General features: G+C 48.4%; 16 protein-coding genes. 8 read left to right on the top strand and 8 right to left on the bottom strand.

Going from position 1 to position 20,083, the window contains the following annotated elements; genetic code table 11:
* The 6 genes from QZ323_RS12625 to QZ323_RS12600 form a co-directional block, all read left to right on the top strand.
* Positions 1-229: hypothetical protein (locus tag QZ323_RS12625; RefSeq protein WP_294635040.1), on the top strand; the 229-nt coding region annotated here is incomplete at its 5' end.
* 353 nt (positions 230-582) lie between these two features.
* Positions 583-1,773, top strand: coding sequence for a DUF4105 domain-containing protein (locus QZ323_RS12620; protein ID WP_294635038.1), 1,191 nt, complete (start codon positions 583-585; stop codon positions 1,771-1,773).
* Positions 1,770-3,371, top strand: coding sequence for an alkaline phosphatase family protein (locus QZ323_RS12615; protein ID WP_294635037.1), 1,602 nt, complete (start codon positions 1,770-1,772; stop codon positions 3,369-3,371). Before QZ323_RS12620 ends, QZ323_RS12615 begins: the two co-directional genes overlap by 4 nt.
* 70 nt (positions 3,372-3,441) lie before the next feature.
* Positions 3,442-6,735 (top strand): preprotein translocase subunit SecA, encoded by a 3,294-nt coding sequence (secA, locus tag QZ323_RS12610; protein ID WP_294635036.1) that lies wholly within the window; start codon positions 3,442-3,444, stop codon positions 6,733-6,735.
* A 225-nt stretch (positions 6,736-6,960) separates the two neighbouring features.
* Positions 6,961-8,070: a DUF6340 family protein gene (locus tag QZ323_RS12605; RefSeq protein ID WP_294635035.1), complete on the top strand. Its 1,110-nt coding sequence runs from the start codon at positions 6,961-6,963 to the stop codon at positions 8,068-8,070.
* 66 nt (positions 8,071-8,136) lie between these two features.
* On the top strand, positions 8,137-8,580 hold the full coding sequence (locus QZ323_RS12600) for a hypothetical protein (protein WP_294635033.1): 444 nt from the start codon (positions 8,137-8,139) through the stop codon (positions 8,578-8,580).
* Between the two features lie 313 nt (positions 8,581-8,893).
* Here QZ323_RS12600 and QZ323_RS12595 read toward each other — a convergent pair whose 3' ends face one another.
* On the bottom strand, positions 8,894-11,578 hold the full coding sequence (locus QZ323_RS12595) for a valine--tRNA ligase (protein WP_294635032.1): 2,685 nt from the start codon (positions 11,576-11,578) through the stop codon (positions 8,894-8,896).
* 103 nt (positions 11,579-11,681) lie between these two features.
* On the opposite strand from QZ323_RS12595, the gene QZ323_RS12590 reads away from it, so the two are divergent.
* Positions 11,682-12,848: a DUF3810 domain-containing protein gene (locus QZ323_RS12590; protein ID WP_294635030.1), complete on the top strand. Its 1,167-nt coding sequence runs from the start codon at positions 11,682-11,684 to the stop codon at positions 12,846-12,848.
* Positions 12,849-12,921: 73 nt separating this feature from the next.
* Positions 12,922-13,731 (top strand): nucleoside triphosphate pyrophosphohydrolase, encoded by an 810-nt coding sequence (mazG, locus tag QZ323_RS12585; protein ID WP_294635029.1) that lies wholly within the window; start codon positions 12,922-12,924, stop codon positions 13,729-13,731.
* A gap of 147 nt (positions 13,732-13,878) precedes the next feature.
* Here the strand turns inward: mazG and QZ323_RS12580 are convergent, their stop codons facing one another.
* The 7 genes from QZ323_RS12580 to rpsA all read right to left on the bottom strand — a co-directional run bounded on the left by QZ323_RS12580 (position 13,879) and on the right by rpsA (position 19,810).
* A complete protein-coding gene (locus tag QZ323_RS12580) occupies positions 13,879-14,355 on the bottom strand; it encodes a hypothetical protein (protein WP_294635028.1) in 477 nt (158 codons plus the stop codon).
* Positions 14,356-14,391: 36 nt separating this feature from the next.
* Positions 14,392-14,766, bottom strand: coding sequence for a hypothetical protein (locus tag QZ323_RS12575; RefSeq protein WP_294635027.1), 375 nt, complete (start codon positions 14,764-14,766; stop codon positions 14,392-14,394).
* 48 nt (positions 14,767-14,814) lie between these two features.
* On the bottom strand, positions 14,815-15,369 hold the full coding sequence (locus tag QZ323_RS12570) for an RNA polymerase sigma factor (protein WP_294635026.1): 555 nt from the start codon (positions 15,367-15,369) through the stop codon (positions 14,815-14,817).
* 18 nt (positions 15,370-15,387) lie between these two features.
* The gene (locus QZ323_RS12565) at positions 15,388-15,708 is read right to left on the bottom strand and encodes a T9SS type A sorting domain-containing protein (protein WP_294635025.1); all 321 of its coding nucleotides are present in this window, start codon (positions 15,706-15,708) and stop codon (positions 15,388-15,390) included.
* Positions 15,709-15,810: 102 nt separating this feature from the next.
* Positions 15,811-16,725: a ribonuclease Z gene (locus QZ323_RS12560; protein ID WP_294635024.1), complete on the bottom strand. Its 915-nt coding sequence runs from the start codon at positions 16,723-16,725 to the stop codon at positions 15,811-15,813.
* A gap of 33 nt (positions 16,726-16,758) precedes the next feature.
* Positions 16,759-17,547 (bottom strand): hypothetical protein, encoded by a 789-nt coding sequence (locus QZ323_RS12555; protein WP_294635023.1) that lies wholly within the window; start codon positions 17,545-17,547, stop codon positions 16,759-16,761.
* A 466-nt stretch (positions 17,548-18,013) separates the two neighbouring features.
* Entirely contained in the window at positions 18,014-19,810 is a 1,797-nt protein-coding gene (rpsA, locus tag QZ323_RS12550; RefSeq protein ID WP_294635022.1) for a 30S ribosomal protein S1, read from the bottom strand.
* Positions 19,811-20,083: the final 273 nt, after the last annotated feature.

The following is a 20,083-nucleotide window of genomic DNA, read 5'->3' as shown; positions in this document are numbered from 1 at the left end:
AGAAAAACATCACAAAAACAGCTATAACACACTGACAAATAAACATTTGCACACAATTTCTCAAAAACAAGCAACACAAACACATCCATATATATATATAAAGAAAAAGAGAAAGAAAGAAAAATACTTCTTCTACAGAAAAAGAAGAAGAAGAAAAAGAAAAGGCGGAAAATACCGTGAACGACCGGAACGCCCCGTCCGACACCCCTCCCCCACGAGCAGCAGTTGAAAGGACGCCGTATCTACAGCAGGGGTCCCCTCCCCGACAACGCCCCCCACATCCCGACGGCCACTCCCAATGAAACGACTGCCTGCAACGCCAGGAACCGGAGTACGGATAAAAAAACACCGCATTTGTGTCCGATTTCCGTGGGGTTTGCCGGACAGATGCGGGGCAATGTTCCGGAAAAGCCCAGGGCAATCGAACACAAACCCCACGGGAATCGAATACAAAGCCCAGGGCAATCCGGCAATTTGGAATTTAGAGTTAACGCCAATCAACCCCTTCATGAATAAATAGAGACGTGTTATTTGCCTTATTCTGTACTCACTTTCAATTCTTTGTTGTATCTTTGCATCGAAATGAAACAAACTGTCATCTTATTGCTACTGGTCGTCTTGTGTGCCTTCGGAACAAGGGCGCAACAGACCGACTCCATCCGCATCAGCCTGCTGACCTGCGGTGCGGGAAATGAAATATATTCGCTCTTCGGGCATACCGCCATACGCTACGAAGATCCGGAACACCACATCGACGCTGTCTTCAACTACGGCATGTTCAGTTTCAACACCCCGAACTTCATTCTGCGCTTCACCTTAGGTGAGACCGACTATCAGTTAGGGGTCAACAGCTACGAGCACTTTGCCGCCGAATACGCTTTTTTAGGGCGCGACGTTCGCCAGCAGGTACTCAACCTCACTCCGCAGGAAAAAAAACGTCTGTTCGCCCTACTCGAAGAGAACTACCGCCCCGAAAACCGCGTGTACCGCTATAATTTCTTCTACGACAACTGTGCCACCCGCCCACGGGATATCATAGAAAAGGCAGTGGACGGCTCGCTGCTGTACAGTGCCGACATGGATGTGCCGGTCGAGGGACTTTCGTTCCGACAACTGCTACACCAGTACACCGAAAGTCATTCTTGGGCACGTTTCGGCATGGATCTCTGCATGGGCGTCCAGGCAGACAGACCCATCAACCGACGAGAGGAGATGTTTGTACCTTTCTGCCTGCAAGGCCATTTCCAAAACGCCTGCATCATAGACCGCGAGGGGCAGCAACGTCCGTTGGTCAGCGAAGAAGCCACGTTGGTGCCTATCGAAGGAGAGGATGCCGATGGGAAATCTGAAGGAATCACTCCCCTGCAGGCCGCGTCGCTACTATTGGCCATCGTAGCCGCAGCCACGTTCTTCGGCGTGCGGAAGCGGAAGACACTTTGGGGGCTTGACCTCTTGCTGTTTTTCTGCGCCGGAACGGCGGGATGCATACTGGCTTTCCTCGCCCTCTTCTCGCAACATCCGGCAGTAAGCCCAAATTATATGCTATTTGTGTTCCATCCCCTGCACCTTTTCGCCCTTCCGTGGATGCTGAAAAAGGTGATAAATCAGAAAAAAAGCAGGTATATGGTGATAAATCTTGCCGTTTTAACACTTTTTATATCGCTTTGGGCGTTTATACCGCAGAGATTTAACTTTGCTGTATTACCTTTGGCACTTTGTTTGTTCATACGTTCAGCAAGCAATCTTATTTTGGCACAGAAAAGAAATAAATGAAAAAAGGACTGATAACCTCCATACTTGCCCTGACCTTCAGCGGTCTACAAGCGCAACCGTTACCCGCCACCCCCAAGTTGGTGGTGACGTTGACCATCGACCAGTTGCGCACCGATTATATGGAAGCGTTTTCATCTTTATACGGAGAGAAAGGCTTCAAAAGGCTGATGCGCGAAGGCAGAGTGTTCCGGCAGACGGTATTTCCGTTCACCGGCACCGACCGTGCGTCTGCCATAGCCACCATCTACAGCGGTACCACGCCATCAATGAACGGCATCATATCGCAAAAATGGATGGACGTAAGCACGCTCCGCCCCATTAGCTGCGTGGACGACCCCGCTTTTATGGGCAACTTCACCGATGAAAATTCATCGCCCTCGCAGTTGCTGACCTCCACCGTAGCCGACGAGCTGAAGATTGCCACGCGCAACCGGGGATTGGTCTATGCCATCGCCCCCTCAAGGGATGCCGCCATCCTCTCTGCCGGACACTGTGGCAACGGCGCCTTCTGGCTGAACGAGAATACCGGGAAGTGGTGCAGCACCACCTATTACAGCGAGTTCCCTTGGTGGATGAGTCAGTACAACGACCGTAAATCGCCCGACTACCGCATCCGGGACATGGTGTGGGAACCCATACACCCTGTCGGAAGTTATACCTTCCTGCCCGAATGGAGGGATCAGGCGTTCAAATACAAATTCGACAGCGAGCGGATCAACCGCTACCGCAGACTGATAGCCAGCCCCTTCGTCAACGATGAGGTAAACATGCTTGTCGAAGAGTTGCTGGAGAAGAGCAATATCGCCAAGGACGAAGTGCCCGACCTACTAGCACTGACCTACTACGCCGGCAACTACAACCATAAGAGTACCCAAGAGTGCGCTATGGAAATGCAGGATACCTACGCCCGACTGGATCGGAGCATAGCCGCGCTCATCGATCTCATCGACCGCAAGGTGGGTCTGCAAAACGTACTCTTCTGCATCGCTTCCACCGGATACACCGATGCCGAAGCCCCCGACTTGTCGCTCTATCGCATCCCGGGAGGAGAGTTCCACCCCAACCGCTGCGCCACGCTGTTGAACATGTATCTCATGGCTACCTACGGCGAAGGGCAGTATGTGGAGACGCATCACAACGGACAGATTTACCTGAATCATAAACTGATAGAAAACAAGCAGCTCGACCTGGCCGAGATGCAGGACAAGTCGGCTGACTTCCTGATACAATTCAGTGGCGTAAACGAAGCCTATTCCGCCCACCGCCTGCTGCAAGGGACATGGTCACCGCAAATAGAACTTGTACGGAATGCCTTCCACCGCAAACGTTCGGGCGACCTGCTGATAGACGTGTTGCCGGGCTGGACCATCGTCGAAGAGAACAATGCCAACAACCGAGTAGTGCGACATGCCGACATCCCTGCCCCGCTCATCTTCATGGGAGGAGGAGTGAAAGCCGAAACCATCAAGATGCCCGTAGACGTCACACACATAGCCCCCACCCTCTCGGGTGTCATGAGGATAAGGGCGCCGAATGCGTGCAAGGGAAAGGCGATAAGCCTCTCTACCGCTTTCTCTCCCACAGGAAAGGGAGAATAGGAATAGCCCGTACAAGCTCTTCCTGATGATAAACAATTCTAATTCAGCAAATAATAAAAATAGATATACAATGGGATTTAATGAATTTTTAAGCTCGATCTTCGGCAATAAATCCTCACGAGACATGAAGGAGATTCAGCCGTGGGTGGACAAAATCAAGGCAGCCTATCCGGAAGTCGCCAAATTAGACAACGACGCCCTGCGCGCCCGCACTGAAGAACTGAAAGCCTACATCCGCAACTCGGCAAGCGAACAACGCGCCAAAGTGGAGGAACTGAAAGCCGGCATCGAGAACATCGAACTGGAGAAACGCGAAGAGATATTCGCACAGATTGACAAGATAGAAAAGGAGATTCTCGAAATTTACGAGAAAGCCTTGGACGAGGTGCTGCCCGTAGCCTTCTCCATCGTGAAGGATACCGCACGCCGATTCGCAGAGAACGAAGAGATAGTAGTGACCGCCACCGATTTCGACCGCCATCTTGCCGCCACGAAGGACTTTGTGCGCATAGAGGGCGACAAAGCCATTTATCAGAACCACTGGCTCGCCGGAGGTAACGAAGTGACATGGAACATGGTGCACTATGACGTGCAGCTCTTTGGTGGCGTGGTGCTTCACAAAGGCAAGATAGCCGAAATGGCAACCGGTGAAGGTAAGACCCTCGTGGCCACCCTGCCGGTATTCCTCAACGCACTGACCGGAAACGGTGTGCATGTAGTCACCGTGAACGACTATCTGTCGAAGCGTGACTCCGAGTGGATGGGACCGCTCTACATGTTCCACGGTCTGAGCGTGGACTGCATAGACAAGCATCAGCCCAACTCCGACGCCCGCAGGCAGGCTTACCTGGCGGACATCACTTTCGGTACGAACAATGAGTTCGGCTTCGACTACCTGCGCGACAACATGGCCATCAGCCCCAAAGACCTCGTGCAACGCCAACACAACTACGCCATCGTCGATGAGGTGGACTCAGTGTTGATTGACGATGCCCGTACGCCGCTGATCATCTCCGGTCCTGTGCCGAAGGGTGAAGACCAGCTGTTCGAGCAACTACGCCCGCTGGTAGAGCGACTGGTGGAAGCGCAGAAGAAACTGGCCACGCAATACCTTGCCGATGCCAAACGTCTCATCGCATCCGATGACAAGAAGGAGCAGGAAGAGGGATTCCTCGCTTTGTTCCGTAGCCATAAGGCACTGCCCAAGAACAAACCGCTGATCAAGTTCCTGAGCGAACAGGGAATCAAGGCGGGCATGCTGAAGACAGAAGAAATTTACATGGAGCAGAACAACAAGCGGATGCATGAGGCCACCGACCCGCTGTACTTCGTCATCGACGAGAAGCTGAACAGCGTGGACCTGACCGATAAAGGTGTCGACCTTATCACCGGCAATGCGGAAGATCCGACCCTGTTCGTCTTGCCCGACATCGCTTCACAGCTCTCCGAACTGGAGAACGAAAAGCAACTGACGGACGAGGAACGTCTGGCGAAGAAGGATGCCCTGCTCACCAACTATGCCATCAAGTCGGAACGTGTACACACCATCAATCAATTACTGAAGGCGTACACCATGTTCGAGAAGAACGACGAGTATGTGGTCATCGACGGACAAGTAAAGATCGTGGACGAGCAGACAGGTCGTATCATGGAAGGACGCCGCTACTCCGACGGTCTGCATCAGGCCATCGAAGCCAAGGAGAACGTCAAAGTGGAAGCCGCCACGCAGACCTTCGCCACCATCACGCTACAGAACTACTTCCGTATGTATCATAAACTGTCGGGCATGACAGGTACTGCAGAAACGGAAGCTGGCGAATTCTGGGACATCTACAAGCTGGATGTAGTGGTCATCCCGACCAACCGCCCCATCGCCCGCAAAGACATGAACGACCGCGTCTATAAAACGAAACGCGAGAAATATAAAGCAGTCATTGAAGAGGTAGAACAGCTGGTAGAAGCCGGACGCCCCGTACTGGTGGGTACCACCTCAGTGGAGATCTCCGAAATGCTGAGCAGAATGTTGACCATGCGTCATATCGAACACAACGTGCTGAACGCCAAGCTGCACCAGAAAGAGGCAGACATCGTGGCAAAGGCCGGTTTGCGCGGTACGGTGACCATCGCAACCAACATGGCAGGACGTGGTACGGATATCAAGCTGAGTCCCGAAGTAAAAGCTGCGGGCGGTCTGGCCATCATCGGTACGGAACGCCACGAATCACGACGTGTAGACCGCCAGTTGCGCGGTCGTTCCGGTCGTCAGGGAGACCCAGGTTCGTCTGTGTTCTTCGTATCACTCGAGGATGACCTGATGCGTCTGTTCTCTTCTGACCGTATCGCCAGCGTAATGGACCGTCTCGGATTCAAGGAGGGTGAGATGATTGAGCACAAGATGATTTCCAACTCTATCGAACGTGCACAGAAGAAGGTGGAAGAAAACAACTTCGGCATCCGTAAGCGTTTGCTGGAATACGACGACGTGATGAACAAGCAGCGTACCGTAGTATATACCAAGCGCCGCCACGCCCTGATGGGTGAACGCATCGGCATGGATATCGTCAACATGATATGGGACCGTGTAGCCGCCGCCGTCGAAGCCCCCGGCTACGAGGATTGCAAGATGGAATTCCTGCAGACCCTCGCCATGGAGGTTCCCTTCAGCGAAGAGCAATTCCGCAACGACAAGAAGGAGAGACTCACCGAAGAGGCTTTCAACATCGCCATGGATCAGTTCAAACGCAAGACCGAACGGATGGCACAAATCGCTTATCCGGTTATCAAGCAGGTGTATGAAGCGCAGGGACACATGTACGAGAACATCCTTATCCCCATCACCGACGGCAAGAGGATGTACAACATCTCCTGCAACCTGAAGACGGCTTACGAAAGCGAATGCAAGGAAGTGGTGAAGTCTTTCGAAAAGTCTATCTTACTGCACGTCATCGACGAGGCTTGGAAAGAGAATTTGCGCGAATTGGACGAACTGAAGCATTCCGTACAGAATGCCAGCTATGAGCAAAAGGATCCGTTGTTGATCTATAAGTTGGAGTCCGTGAACCTGTTTGATGCGATGGTGGAGAAGATCAATAACCAGACCATATCCATCCTGATGCGCGGACAGATCCCGATGCCGGAGCCACAGGAGATACGCCAAGCTGCTCCCGAACAGAAGCAGGACATGAGCAAGTATCGCGAACAAAAGCAGAACCTGAACGATCCGCACCAGCAGGAAGCCGCCCAGCACGATACGCGGGAAGCCAAGCGTGAACCGGTACGTGCGGAAAAGACCGTGGGACGCAACGATCCCTGCCCCTGTGGAAGCGGTAAGAAATACAAGAACTGCCACGGAAAGAACATGTAAAAGGGCAGGCTGAACAGGACATTGTTCCTGTTTCAGCCTTCACATAAGGCTTGTTTAGGTTCGGTTTGGATGCTTTGGGAGTGTATTCGAGTAACTCTCAAACAATGTTTGAAACAGAATATAAATCAGCTCTAATAAAAGCCTCAAACGGTTAAAAACTGTTTGAGGCTTTTATATATCCATGCAAAAGTGTACTTTTGTTATCTCTTCATAAAGAAAATGCTTATGACCAAATATACCCATTATCTATTGCTATTCTGCGCCTTCCTGTTTGGCGGCTGCCAAAGTGTGGAACCTCTTTCGATAGACTATATGCTGCCGGCGGAAGTCAGCTTTCCCTCCAACCTCAGACGGGCTGCCGTAGTGAACAACATGCCTCCCGTTCCAGACAACCACTTGATCATAGAAGAGAGCAAGGACAAATCCAAAAACCAAACGGAGATGGCACGCAAAACAGGATATTTCAACGGAAATGCCCGAATCGCTCTAGAGTCGTTGGCAGAAACACTCGCCGAAGAAAAGTACTTTGACGAAGTAATTATCTGCGACTCTGCCCTCCGCACCGACGACAAAGTGCAGCGCGAAACTGCCCTCAGCCGGGAGGAAGTAGAAACACTGACCGAGAGTTTGGATGTGGATTTCCTGATCGCACTGGAGAATGTGCAGATACGCTCCTTACGCAAAATAGAATTTTTGCCAGAATGGAGATTGTACACAGGCACACTGGATGTGAAAGTATATCCCACTGTAAAAGTGTATATCCCCCGTCGTAACGGTCCGATGGTAACCATCAATGCGCAAGACAGCATCTTTTGGGATTACACAAGCTCCAACATGGCGCAGGCAGGCTCAAAGCTCATCTCCGACGAAGAGATGCTGAAGGAGGCGTCCGACTTTGCCGGTACGGTTCCCGTAAAACAGCTGTTGCCCTATTGGACGACTGCACAACGCTACCTCTTCACCGGAGGTTCGGTGAACATGCGCGACGCTGCCGTCTTCGTGAGAGAGAACGATTGGGAACAAGCTATCGAACTGTGGAAGCAAACGTATGAGAAGAAGAAAAAGGGAAAGCAGAAAATGTATGCGGCATGCAACATAGCATTGGGATATGAAATGCTGGACAGCATCTCCAACGCAGAAGAATGGGCACTGAAAGCTCAGACAGTGGCGTATGAAATCGACAAGATAGAGGAGATGAAAGACAAGGCTTCTGTAGACGCCATCGACGTTCCCAATTACCTGGCTGTAACCCGATATCTGACTGCTTTGCAAGAACGAAAGGCGGGAATGCCGCGGCTGAAAGCACAAATGGAAAGATTTCAGAATGATTTTTAGCCAAATGATGCAGAGATTATCGTTTTTTTTATACCTTTGAAAATTCAATAAGAAAGAGTATCTATTATGAAACTGAGTCAAGCATCATTATCGCTCCTTGAGACGACGATCAGACAAGCAGTCAGCAAGTACACGTGCAACTGCCAGCAAACCATTGTGACCGATATACATCTGCAAGCCAACCAGACCTCCGGCGAACTAACCTTGTTCGACGATGATGACAACGAAATGGCAAGCACCGTCATCGAAGAATGGGTGGCATACGAGAACAACGATTTCTATGGAAGTGTAGAGCGCAAGCTCTCCAGCCTACTCAACAGTATGAAAAACAAAGGAGAGTTTGACAAAGTAGCGATCCTGATGCCGTACTCGTTCGTCTTGGTGGATGACGAGAAAGAGACCGTTGCCGAACTTCTGTTGATGGATGACGATACGTTGCTCGTGAACGAAGAGCTGCTGAAAGGTTTGGATGAAGAACTGGATGCTTTCTTGAAAAAACTGCTGGAATAGTAAAGGCAATATAAAGAATAATCCCGCACCGTCTCCCCCAAAAAGACGATGCGGGATTTTTCATGGAAAAGAACGTACCTTGTAGCAAACTGATATCTCTACAGCTGACAAAAAAGCTATTTCTCATGAAAAGGATGTTTCGGAAGAAATGTTCAACCTGCCAAAATAAAAGGAGAAAAAGGCTATACTAATCATATAAATCAGGCACGAATTTCACGGGACTGCACAGATTTTCGTTCATTCATCCGTGTATTCCGTGAAATTCGTGCCTAAAAGGAAGCAGAAGGCATGTCTTGACATACCCTCTTTTTCTTTACGCCTTCTTCAATGCCGCAATGCTCTCTTTCAGCGATTTGATGATACTCTCTGCATCCGCCTGTTTCTTACGTTCCATCTCGATGACGGCGGCGGGGGCATTGTTCACAAACTTCTCGTTGCTGAGTTTCTTCATCACGCCTTGCAAGAAACCTTCCTTATGCTTCAGTTCGGCTTCCATACGGGCTATTTCAGCTTCTACATCAATCAGGTTACCCAAGGGAACGGCATATTCCGTAGTACCTACCATGAAAGAGGCGGCGCCATCGGCTTTGGCTTCCACCGGAGTAATTGCCAAGAGGTTACACATCTTCGCAATCACCGCATCGAACGCAGCAACCGGGTTTTCACCGATAACCTGCAATTCGAGCGCTTCCTTCTGTGCGATATTTTTCTGCAAGCGGATGGAACGGATGCTACTGATAACTTCCTTGACCGTCTCGAACGCCTGTGCCACTGATTCATCCACTTGTGAGGAGATGGACAACGGGCTTACCATCAGGCTTTCGCCTTCTTTGCGGTCTACAATGTGCTGCCACAACTCTTCGGTGATGAACGGCATGAAGGGATGGAGCAGGTGGAGCAGGTTGTCGAAGAAACCGATAGTCGTGTCATACACCTGCTTGCTGATGGGCTGGCCGAATGCCGGCTTGATCATCTCCAAATACCAAGAAGAGAACTCGTCCCAGAACAGTTTATAAACTGCCATCAACGCTTCGCTCAGGCGGTACTTGCCGAACAGGTCGGCCACTTCGGCGGCTACTGCATTCTGCTTGGCCTCAAACCAGCGCATAGCCAATTGTGATGCCTCTGGCACGGGCACCTCTGCACTGACTTCCCAACCTTTAACCAAACGGAAAGCATTCCATATCTTATTGTTGAAGTTACGTCCCTGTTCGCACAGCGCATCGTCGAAGAGGATGTCGTTTCCGGCAGGAGCCGAAAGCATCATACCCATACGTACACCGTCGGCACCGTACTTCTCTATCAGATCCAGCGGGTCGGGAGAGTTACCGAGCGACTTGGACATCTTACGTCCCAGTTTGTCGCGGACAATACCCGTAAAATATACGTTCTTGAACGGCATCTTACCCTCGTACTCATAGCCTGCCATAATCATACGGGCTACCCAGAAGAAGATGATATCCGGTCCGGTCACCAGGTCGCTTGTGGGATAGTAGTAATTGATTTCTTCATTGCCCGGATTGTTGATACCGTCGAACAATGAGATAGGCCACAACCAAGAGGAGAACCAAGTATCCAGACAATCCTCGTCCTGACGAAGGTCGTTCAGAGTCAGCGCTTCATTGCCGGTCTTCTCCTTTGCCAGCTGCAACGCCTCTTCGGGAGTGGTAGCCACGACATAACCGCCTTCGGGCAGGAAATAGGCAGGTATGCGGTGTCCCCACCACAACTGACGGCTGATACACCAGTCCTTGATGTTCTCCAACCAGTTCTTATAAGTGTTTTTGTATTTCGAGGGATAGAACTTCAGTTCATCGTTCATCACCGGCGGCAGAGCCATGTCGGCAAAGTGCTGCATCTTCAAGAACCACTGCATGGAGAGCTTCGGCTCGATGGGCACATTGGTGCGTTCGCTGCAACCTACCTTATTAACATAGGCTTCCACCTTCTCCAGCAGACCGGCGGCAGCGAGGTCTTTCTCTATCTGCTCGCGCACGTCGAAACGATCCATGCCGATATAGAGACCGGCTGCTTCGCTAAGGGTTCCGTTATCGTTGAAGATATCGATAGAGGGCAGATTATACTTCTCGCCCAGCATGTAGTCGTTCACATCGTGGGCGGGGGTGACCTTCAAACAGCCTGTACCGAACTCGATGTCCACATAGTCGTCCTCGATGACGGGAATGACACGCCCTACTAGCGGAACAATCACTTTCTTTCCCTTCAGCCAAGTGTTCTTCACGTCGTTCGGGTTGATGCACATGGCAGTATCGCCCATGATGGTTTCGGGACGGGTGGTAGCGACTACCGCATAACGCTTGCCGTCGGCATCACGGTGTACCACTTCGCCTTCGGCTCCGGTCTCACCGGACATATCGTCGTCTGCCACGTAGTATTTCAGATAGTAGAGTTTGCTGTGCTCTTCCTTGTAGATGACTTCCTCATCGCTAAGGGCAGTCAGTGCCTTGGGATCCCAGTTCACCATACGGACACCCCGGTAAATCAGACCTTTGTTGTACAAGTCCACAAAGACCTTAAGTACGCTTTCACTGCGTTTGTCGTCCATCGTAAAGGCAGTTCGATCCCAGTCGCAGGAAGCGCCCAGCTTGCGGAGCTGCTTCAGGATGATGCCGCCATGCTCGTCGGTCCACTCCCACGCATGCTTCAGGAACTCTTCGCGGGTCAGGTCTGTTTTCTTGATGCCCTGTGCGGCAAGTTTGTTCACTACCTTAGCCTCGGTAGCAATGGAGGCATGGTCGGTGCCCGGTACCCAACAGGCATTTTTGCCTTCCATGCGGGCGCGGCGTATCAGGATATCTTGTATGGTATTATTAAGCATGTGTCCCATGTGCAACACACCGGTGACGTTGGGGGGCGGAATGACGACGGTGTAAGGCTCACGACCATCGGGTTTCGAACTGAATAATTTGTGGTCCAACCAATACTGGTACCACTTTCCTTCCACGTCAGCGGGGTTGTACTTACTTGCTAATTCCATGTTTCTAAAATCTCTATAAATTAATTTATTGCGAATAATGGGCGCAAAATTAATGAATTAAAATTTAAATCTATATTTTTGCTGCGACAAAACCGTATAGAAAATGAAAGGAAAGCTGAAAATCCGGTATGTCCTGTTGGTCGTATGTCTGCTTGCCATATGGGCGACACAGCTTCTGCCGGGCTGGGGAGAGGGGTATGCACGGTTCGTATATCCGGTGGTTTCGGGAGTGCTCTCTTCATTCTCCAGGCTGCTGCACTTCGCTGTGGGCGACCTGTTCATCTTCCTCAGTCTCATCGGGCTGTTCCTCTACCCGCTATGGACACGTCACCTACACACACGCTATCCATCAAAGCAACAACAGCAGCAGAAGAAAAAGGAGGAGAAAGAGAAAAAAGAGAAAGAGAAGGAGAAGGAGGAGAAAAAGAAGAAATGGAAGCAGATTCTACTGAACGAAGCGGAATACTTGCTTTGGATTTACGTCTGGTTCTACCTGGCATGGGGACTGAACTACTCCCAAAAGGATTTTTACGGTCGGACGAGCATTCCTTATACAGCCTATACGCCTGAAGTCTTCCAACAATTCGTTGATGATTATATCGAACAGCTGAATGCTTCTTATACCAACATTACCGCCATAGACGAACCGCTGGTTTGCCGGGAAAGCGTGCAAGGTTATCGCCAAATCTGCGACACACTGGGAATACACCGTCCGCCCCGCCTCTCTCCACGAGTAAAAACCATGCTCTTCACCCCGTTCATCTCGATGGTAGGCGTCACAGGAAGCATGGGACCTTTCTTCTGCGAATTTACACTGAACGGCGATTTGCTTCCGTCACAATATCCTGCCACCTACGCTCACGAGCTGGCGCATCTGCTGGGCATCACCAGCGAAGCGGAAGCGAACTTCTATGCCTATCAGGTCTGTACCCGTTCGCAGGTTCAAGCCATCCGTTTCAGCGGGTATCTCTCCATCCTGTCGCACGTGCTGGGCAACGCCCGCCAACTGATGGAAGAAGAGGAATACACCGTCCTCACCGACCGCATCCGCCCAGAAATAAAGACGCTCTACGCGCAGAACCGCGCCTACTGGTTGGAAAAATACAGTCCGCTCATCGGCAGCATACAAGACTTCATCTATGACCTCTATCTGAAAGGAAACCGGATTCAAAGCGGCCGCAAGAACTATTCGGAAGTGATAGGACTGCTGATTTCGTATGAGGAGGCAAAGAGAAGAGGATACCGTATCAGCAAAAACCTGCCGGATTAAGAACCTATTCCCACATAAAAGCCATACCTTTGCATGTAAATTCATTCCTAATCATTAACAAGACATACAAACTATGCATACAAGACAAGAACAGATGGAAGCCTTCGGCCGCTTCCTCGACATCCTCGACGAACTTCGCGAGAAATGTCCTTGGGACCGTAAACAGACCAACGACAGCCTGCGCCCCAATACCATCGAAGAGACTTATGAACTCTGTGACGCCCTGATGCGCGATGACAAGAACGACATCTGCAAGGAACTGGGCGACGTGCTGCTGCATGTTGCTTTTTATGCCAAGATCGGCGCAGAAAAAGACGATTTCGACATGAAGGACGTGTGCGACCGCCTCTGCGAGAAACTGATATTCCGTCATCCTCACGTATTCGGCGATGTAAAGGCAGAAACAGCCGGACAGGTTTCCGAGAACTGGGAGCAGCTGAAACTGAAAGAGAAAGACGGCAATAAAACGGTATTGAGCGGTGTACCCGCCGCCCTACCCTCACTGATCAAGGCTTACCGCATTCAAGACAAGGCACGCAACGTAGGTTTCGACTGGGAAGAACGCGAGCAGGTCTGGGAGAAAGTGAAAGAAGAGATCCGTGAGTTCCAAGACGAGGTTGCCAATATGGACAAGGATAGAGCAGAAGCCGAATTCGGCGACGTACTATTCAGCCTGATCAACGCCGCCCGACTCTATAAGATCAACCCGGATAATGCTCTGGAACGCACGAACCAGAAATTCATACGCCGTTTCAACTATTTGGAAGCACACACCATCAAAGAAGGCAAGAACCTGCACGACATGACGCTGGAAGAAATGGACAAACTATGGAACGAGGCTAAAAAACTGGAAGCATACGGAAACACGAGAACGGACTCGTGAGATAAAAAAATTCCTTTCGTGAGACGAAAAAAATGATCTCACGAGAGGAATTTTTTCATCTCATGAGACGAATTTAATTGTCTCATGGGACGAAAATGGGCAGGTAACGACAATCGTTATCCGATTTGCTTCTCCCGCCGACATATTCTATTTTTTATTTCCTTGTTGCTTCTGAGGTCCTTCGCCCTTCTTGTTGTGCATACCTTTCAGCAGCTCACGGTTAAAGCGCATCTCTGCATGCAGCACCTTGTATATCTTCTTACTTGACAGAATCTTTTTGAATTTCTCAAAATAGTTCTTCTCCAGACGATTGGTGGCAATACGGGCGTCATACACGCCTTCCAAAATCTCGGTATATTGCGCTTCGGTAGTCTTTTTGTCCTTTCCTTTGCGAAGCAGTTTCCACGCTTCGTCGTTCAATTGCTTCTTGCGATCCTGCAATTCAAAGTAAATAGGAAAGAACTTAGCGGCTTCTTCCTTGGTCAGTCCGGCTTTCTCCGTGATATATGCTTTCTGCTTGGCACGGAATTCTTCGGGAGTCAAATGCTCGTTGCATCCATCCACCGCCCACGATAAGGGTGCAAAACCGCACATTAGAATAAGTAAAACAATCAGTTTCTTCATTTTCCTCTCAATACTATTAAGTTGATCGCACTCACATTATTCCATAGCGGCATCTGTGAGATAGACATACAGCGAATAATCTTCCAACATGGAGTTTTCCAGCACCGCACTGATATATTCGTCCGAAACCGTTTCAGTATCTGTGTCGTCCATCGCCATCCGGTCGGCAGAAGGGACGCGGTCAACAGAAGCGACACGGATAATCAAAGCCGCACCTACGAACATGGCAGCCATATATAGCCACGGCTTGATCCTCTCCCATCTCGTTGGTTCTCTCTTGACAAATGCAGGGGTCTCCTTTTCCGGAAGTTGACTCATAACCTCTGAAGCAAGATTTTCGAAGTATCCGTCAGGTACACGGAAGACATTTTCCTTACCTACTCTCTTCAAGATGTTATCTTCTTCTTTCATAAGCTTTTTTCCTTTCTGTTAGTTTAGACTACATTTCTTAGGAAAGGTTTAATCCTCCCCCTCCAAAAACTTTTCGATTTTCTTAACGGCATGATGGTACGAAGCCTTCAGCGCACCGACGGACGTACCGAAGATGTCGGACATCTCTTCATATTTCATTTCCTGATAATACTTTAGATTGAATACCATCCGCTGCTTTTCGGGTAATGTCAGCAGGGCTTTCTGCAAAGCCAACTGCACATGGTCGCCCGAAAAATAGGGATCACTTTCCAACTTCTGAAGCACTGAGGCTTCTTCATCATCAATGGAAACGATGGCAATGGCATGCTGTTTATTCAGGAAAGTCAAGCATTCATTCAAGGCTATGCGGTAGAGCCATGTGGAAAGTTTCGCATCTCCGCGAAAATAGTCTATATTCGTCCAAGCCTTGATGAAAGTGTTCTGCAAAAGGTCGTTTGCGTCTTCGTGAGAAAGCACCATGCGGCGGATCTGCCAATACAGTTGTTCGCTATATTGCGCAACAATCAGTTCAAATCCTTCTTTTTGCGTGCTTTCTTCTTGCAGGAGTTCCAGAACTTCGTGTTCATTATAGGAAGAATTCATAGGCTCTGTTCCGCTCGTTTATTTAATTACCACTTTCCGCACGACACTCCCGATCTTGAATATGTAATAACCTTTAGGCAAATTCACCTGAACCGTGGCATCTGCAGAATCGATGCGTATAGTAGTGAGTTTGACGCCTACAATGTTGTAGACCTCCATCCGGGCACCGGGTTCAGCGTTCTGCACGCGCACCTGATTATCAGCCGAAACGGTCAGCACAATAGCCGAAGACGGCTGCTCCTTTTGCGCCGTTTCCTGCTTCCGACCGTCCTGCGCCCATATTGCGGACTGTGACGAAAAAGTAAACAAAAAGAAGATACAATAGAGTAACTTTCCCATCTATAAGCCTATATCTTTTGATTATTCCGTACAAATATACGGCATTCAGTCCGATAAAACAAAGAACAGGAAAAAAAATTGTTTTGAAAGTATGACTTTTCATTATATCTCCACACAAAGCGTCTCCTTAGCCAACACCGTTTCCGGAAAAACCGACGACGCCTCTTCGAACAGGACCGTTTCATCTTCATAGCGGGCGGAGAAATGTCCGATAAGCAGTTTCTTCACTCCTGCCGCTTTCGCCAATTCTCCTGCCTGGAGGGCTGTAGTATGAAAAGTCTCCCGGGCGCGGATCAGATTCTCATGGGCAAAAGTAGCTTCGTGGAACAACAAATCCACTCCTTCAATCAGTCCGGCTATCTCCGGCATATAGATCGTATCCGAACAGTAAGCATAACTTCGTGGCAAGTCCGCAGGACGGGTCAGGACGGAATTGGGGATAGTCTCACCTTCGGGCGTCACATAATCCGCCCCGTTCTTAATCCTGTTCAGTTCATATACCGGAACTTCATAAAAGTCAATCATCTCACGAATGATGTGGTTAGGACGGCGTTTCTCTCTAAACAAGAAACCGCAGCAAGGCATACGGTGGCGCAAAGGTATCGTAGTGACTGTCAGCGAACGGTCTTCATAAATCATTCCGGAAGTCTTCGTATCAAATTCATGGAAAAGCACCTTGTACGTCATCTGTCGACAGAAGAAATCCAGCGTCGGAGCCATCAGCGCCTCCAATCCTTTGGGAGAATAGATATGCAGTTCCGCAGTACGCCCCAACAAGTTCAATGTCGAAATCAATCCCCACAACCCGAAACAGTGATCACCATGCAGGTGGGAAATGAAAATATGATTCAACCGAGAGAATTTCAATCTGGATTTACGAAACTGCAATTGTGCACCTTCGCCGCAATCTATCATATAGAGTTTACCCCGCACATTCACCACTTGCGAAGAAGCGAAATGACGGGTAGTGGGCAGTGCAGAACCGCAACCCAAGATGTGTAGCTCAAACTTTTCCATGATCAATCTCTACTAACCTCTCTCTTCACGGAGTTACAACAGCGACTTTATATCCGACACCTCAAAAGAAAACTCCATGCTCTCACCGGAAGTATTACCCGTATACTTGTAACACAAACTTTTGTCGCACTTCACGCATGTCTCCAAAAAAATCCTCACAGCCGGTTCCGCATTCAAAGTACTTCTGACGTTCTGTTTCATTGCATCCGAATTTTCTTTCAACACTGCCATATCGACCAATTCTTCATCAATCGTATAGTGATAAACAACCTGGTCACCTTCAATAGTCAGTCTGTCAAGCGTAGTAACTTCATCTACCTGCATGGGGCAAGATAAGTTGGTAATGTTCACTTGTTCTTCCAACTTCTTCTGGTCACTCTTCTCGACGGTGGAATCTGCATTTACGATACCTTTCAGATCCTGGGTAGTCAGATAACACTCCACTTCTTTTCCGGACGTTTTACCTTTGTAGACAAACTTGATTCCTGAATTGGCATTGACCACCAAGTCTAACATTTGTTTCAACTCTTTCGCGGGATTACTGAACATAGCAGATACTACCGACTTCATTGATTCCGAATTTTTCTCCCAAGCATCCAAGTTGACATAATCTTCGTTCACCAACATGGTATATTGCACATCTGTTCCATCAAAAGCGATATTTGATATTTCACCTGCCGCACCTATATTTATAGGACATTGTTTGGCAACTACCTCTACCACCAATTTCAGTTTTGACTTCTGGCTACATCCGGTCAGTAACAACAACGACAAACAGATGAGCAGTACACTCTTTCCAAACTTTCCAATAATGTTTTGCATGACAATAAAATTTAAATGTTCATATATCTAAGACATCCCAAGCAGCCGTTCCCGAATATCACCCTACAAATATAAATGAAAATCATGAGAATCTCATACCGACAGGATAAAGAATATATTTTTCTTTAGAGGAAAGATAAACATTTATGCAAAAACGATTCCTCTATTCCACAAAATTCGGCACGTATAAAGTAAAAAGCTTGTTTAAATTATATTCGGCCTTCTTTTGAGAGTTATTTTTGAGAATTATTTTTGAGGACGTTTTTGAGGACGTTTTTTCTGTTCTTATGAGAAGCATAGCGGGCTATGTAATGAATAAAAAGAGGAAAACAGACCGAAAAGAAACTCAAAAGAGGCTGGATAAAAACTTTTTGAGGAAAAATTAAACAGGCTCCAAAACGAAAGGGCACCTGTTCTTACAACAAGTGCCCTCTTCCATATGTGTAATAAGTATAAACTAGTATTCTTATTTCTTCTCAGCTTCCATTTGCTCCTTCAAAGCAGCCAAAGCATCGATGTCACCCAAAGTAGTGGAAGCAGCCTGGTTCTGGATAGACGGAGTGTCTTCTCTCTTACCAGCATTTGCTTTCTTGCTTGCAGCTTTCTTTTCAGCTCTCTCTTCTGCCTTTGCAACATCTTCGAAGATACGGCTGTGAGAAAGGATGATGCGTTTTGCATCTTTGTTGAACTCGATAACCTTGAATGACAGTTTCTCATCCATCTGAGCTTGAGAACCGTCTTCCTTAACCAAGTGCTTTGGAGTAGCAAAGCCTTCTACGCCGTAAGGCAAAGAAACGACTGCACCCTTATCCAGCATTTCGATGATCGTACCTTCGTGTACAGAACCTACAGTAAATACAGTTTCGAATACATCCCAAGGATTCTCTTCGAGTTGCTTGTGACCGAGGCTCAAACGACGGTTTTCTTTATCGATCTCCAATACCTGAACTTCGATGTCGGCACCGATCTGAGTAAATTCAGAAGGATGTTTCACCTTCTTCGTCCAAGACAGGTCAGAGATGTGGATCAAGCCGTCAACACCTTCTTCGATTTCAACGAATACACCGAAGTTAGTGAAGTTGCGTACTTTTGCAGTGTGCTTAGAACCTATAGGATACTTCTCTTCGATAGTCTCCCACGGATCTTGCTTCAGCTGCTTGATACCCAAAGACATCTTGCGCTCTTCGCGATCCAAAGTCAGGACTACAGCTTCTACTTCGTCACCAACCTTCATGAAGTCTTGTGCAGAACGCAGGTGCTGTGACCAAGACATTTCAGATACGTGGATCAGACCTTCAACGCCCGGAGCGATTTCGATGAATGCACCGTAGTCAGCCATAACGACTACTTTACCTTTCACTCTGTCACCTACCTTCAGGTCAGCATCCAAAGCTTCCCAAGGATGCGGAGTAAGCTGCTTCAGACCCAAAGCGATACGCTTCTTCTCATCATCGAAGTCGAGGATAACAACGTTGAGTTTTTGGTCGAGTTCAACCACTTCTTTCGGATCGCTTACACGTCCCCAAGAGAGGTCTGTGATGTGGATCAAACCGTCTACGCCACCCAAGTCGATGAATACACCGTATGACGTAATATTCTTAACGGTACCCTCAAGCACTTGTCCTTTTTCGAGTTTACCGATAATTTCCTTCTTCTGTTGTTCCAGTTCAGCTTCGATAAGAGCTTTGTGAGAAACAACCACGTTTTTGAATTCCTGGTTGATCTTAACAACTTTGAATTCCATTGTTTTGCCAACGAATACATCGTAGTCGCGGATAGGCTTCACATCGATCTGAGAACCCGGCAAGAAAGCTTCGATACCGAATACGTCTACGATCATACCACCCTTCGTGCGGCACTTGATGTAACCCTTGATAATTTCTTCGTTCTCCAAAGCAGCGTTTACACGATCCCAAGAGCGGGTAGCGCGTGCTTTACGGTGAGACAGAACCAGCTGTCCTTTTTTGTCCTCCTGATTCTCGATGTATACTTCTACCGTATCACCTACTTTCAAGTCCGGATTGTAGCGGAATTCATTCAAAGGAATGATACCGTCTGATTTGTAACCGATGTTCACAACAACTTCGCGTTTGTTCATTGCGATTACAGTTCCGTCAACCACCTCACGGTCGTTAACTTTGTTAAGCGTGCTGTCGTAAGCCTTTTCCAACTCTTCGTGGCTAACGCCTGCGAAAGTTTCGCCATTTTCATAAGCATCCCAGTTGAAGTCCTCAACAGGAGCTACATTCTTTAAGTTTTCCATTAAGTTAATTAAATCGTTTAATAATTAATTGAGTGAGACATTATATTGCTCATAAAAATCGGCGCAAAGATAGAAGTATTTTCTTGAACTACAAAAAGTTCAGTCTTTTATTTCATGCTATTTGCATATTCGGACCGCATAAAAGCATAGAAAATCAAGTCCCGGTCATTTCTGAAAGAACCCCAAAAACGGACTTATCCCCAATTACTACCTGCATTTTCGGTTCTTCGTCACTTTTGGGGCAGTAAAATATACTAAACACCTTTATCTATA

This window comes from uncultured Bacteroides sp. (assembly GCF_910585845.1).
In the GTDB taxonomy this organism is placed as follows: domain Bacteria; phylum Bacteroidota; class Bacteroidia; order Bacteroidales; family Bacteroidaceae; genus Bacteroides.
The sequence above is the reverse complement of the archived record's forward strand: the minus strand, read 5'-3'. Positions and strand labels throughout refer to the sequence as shown.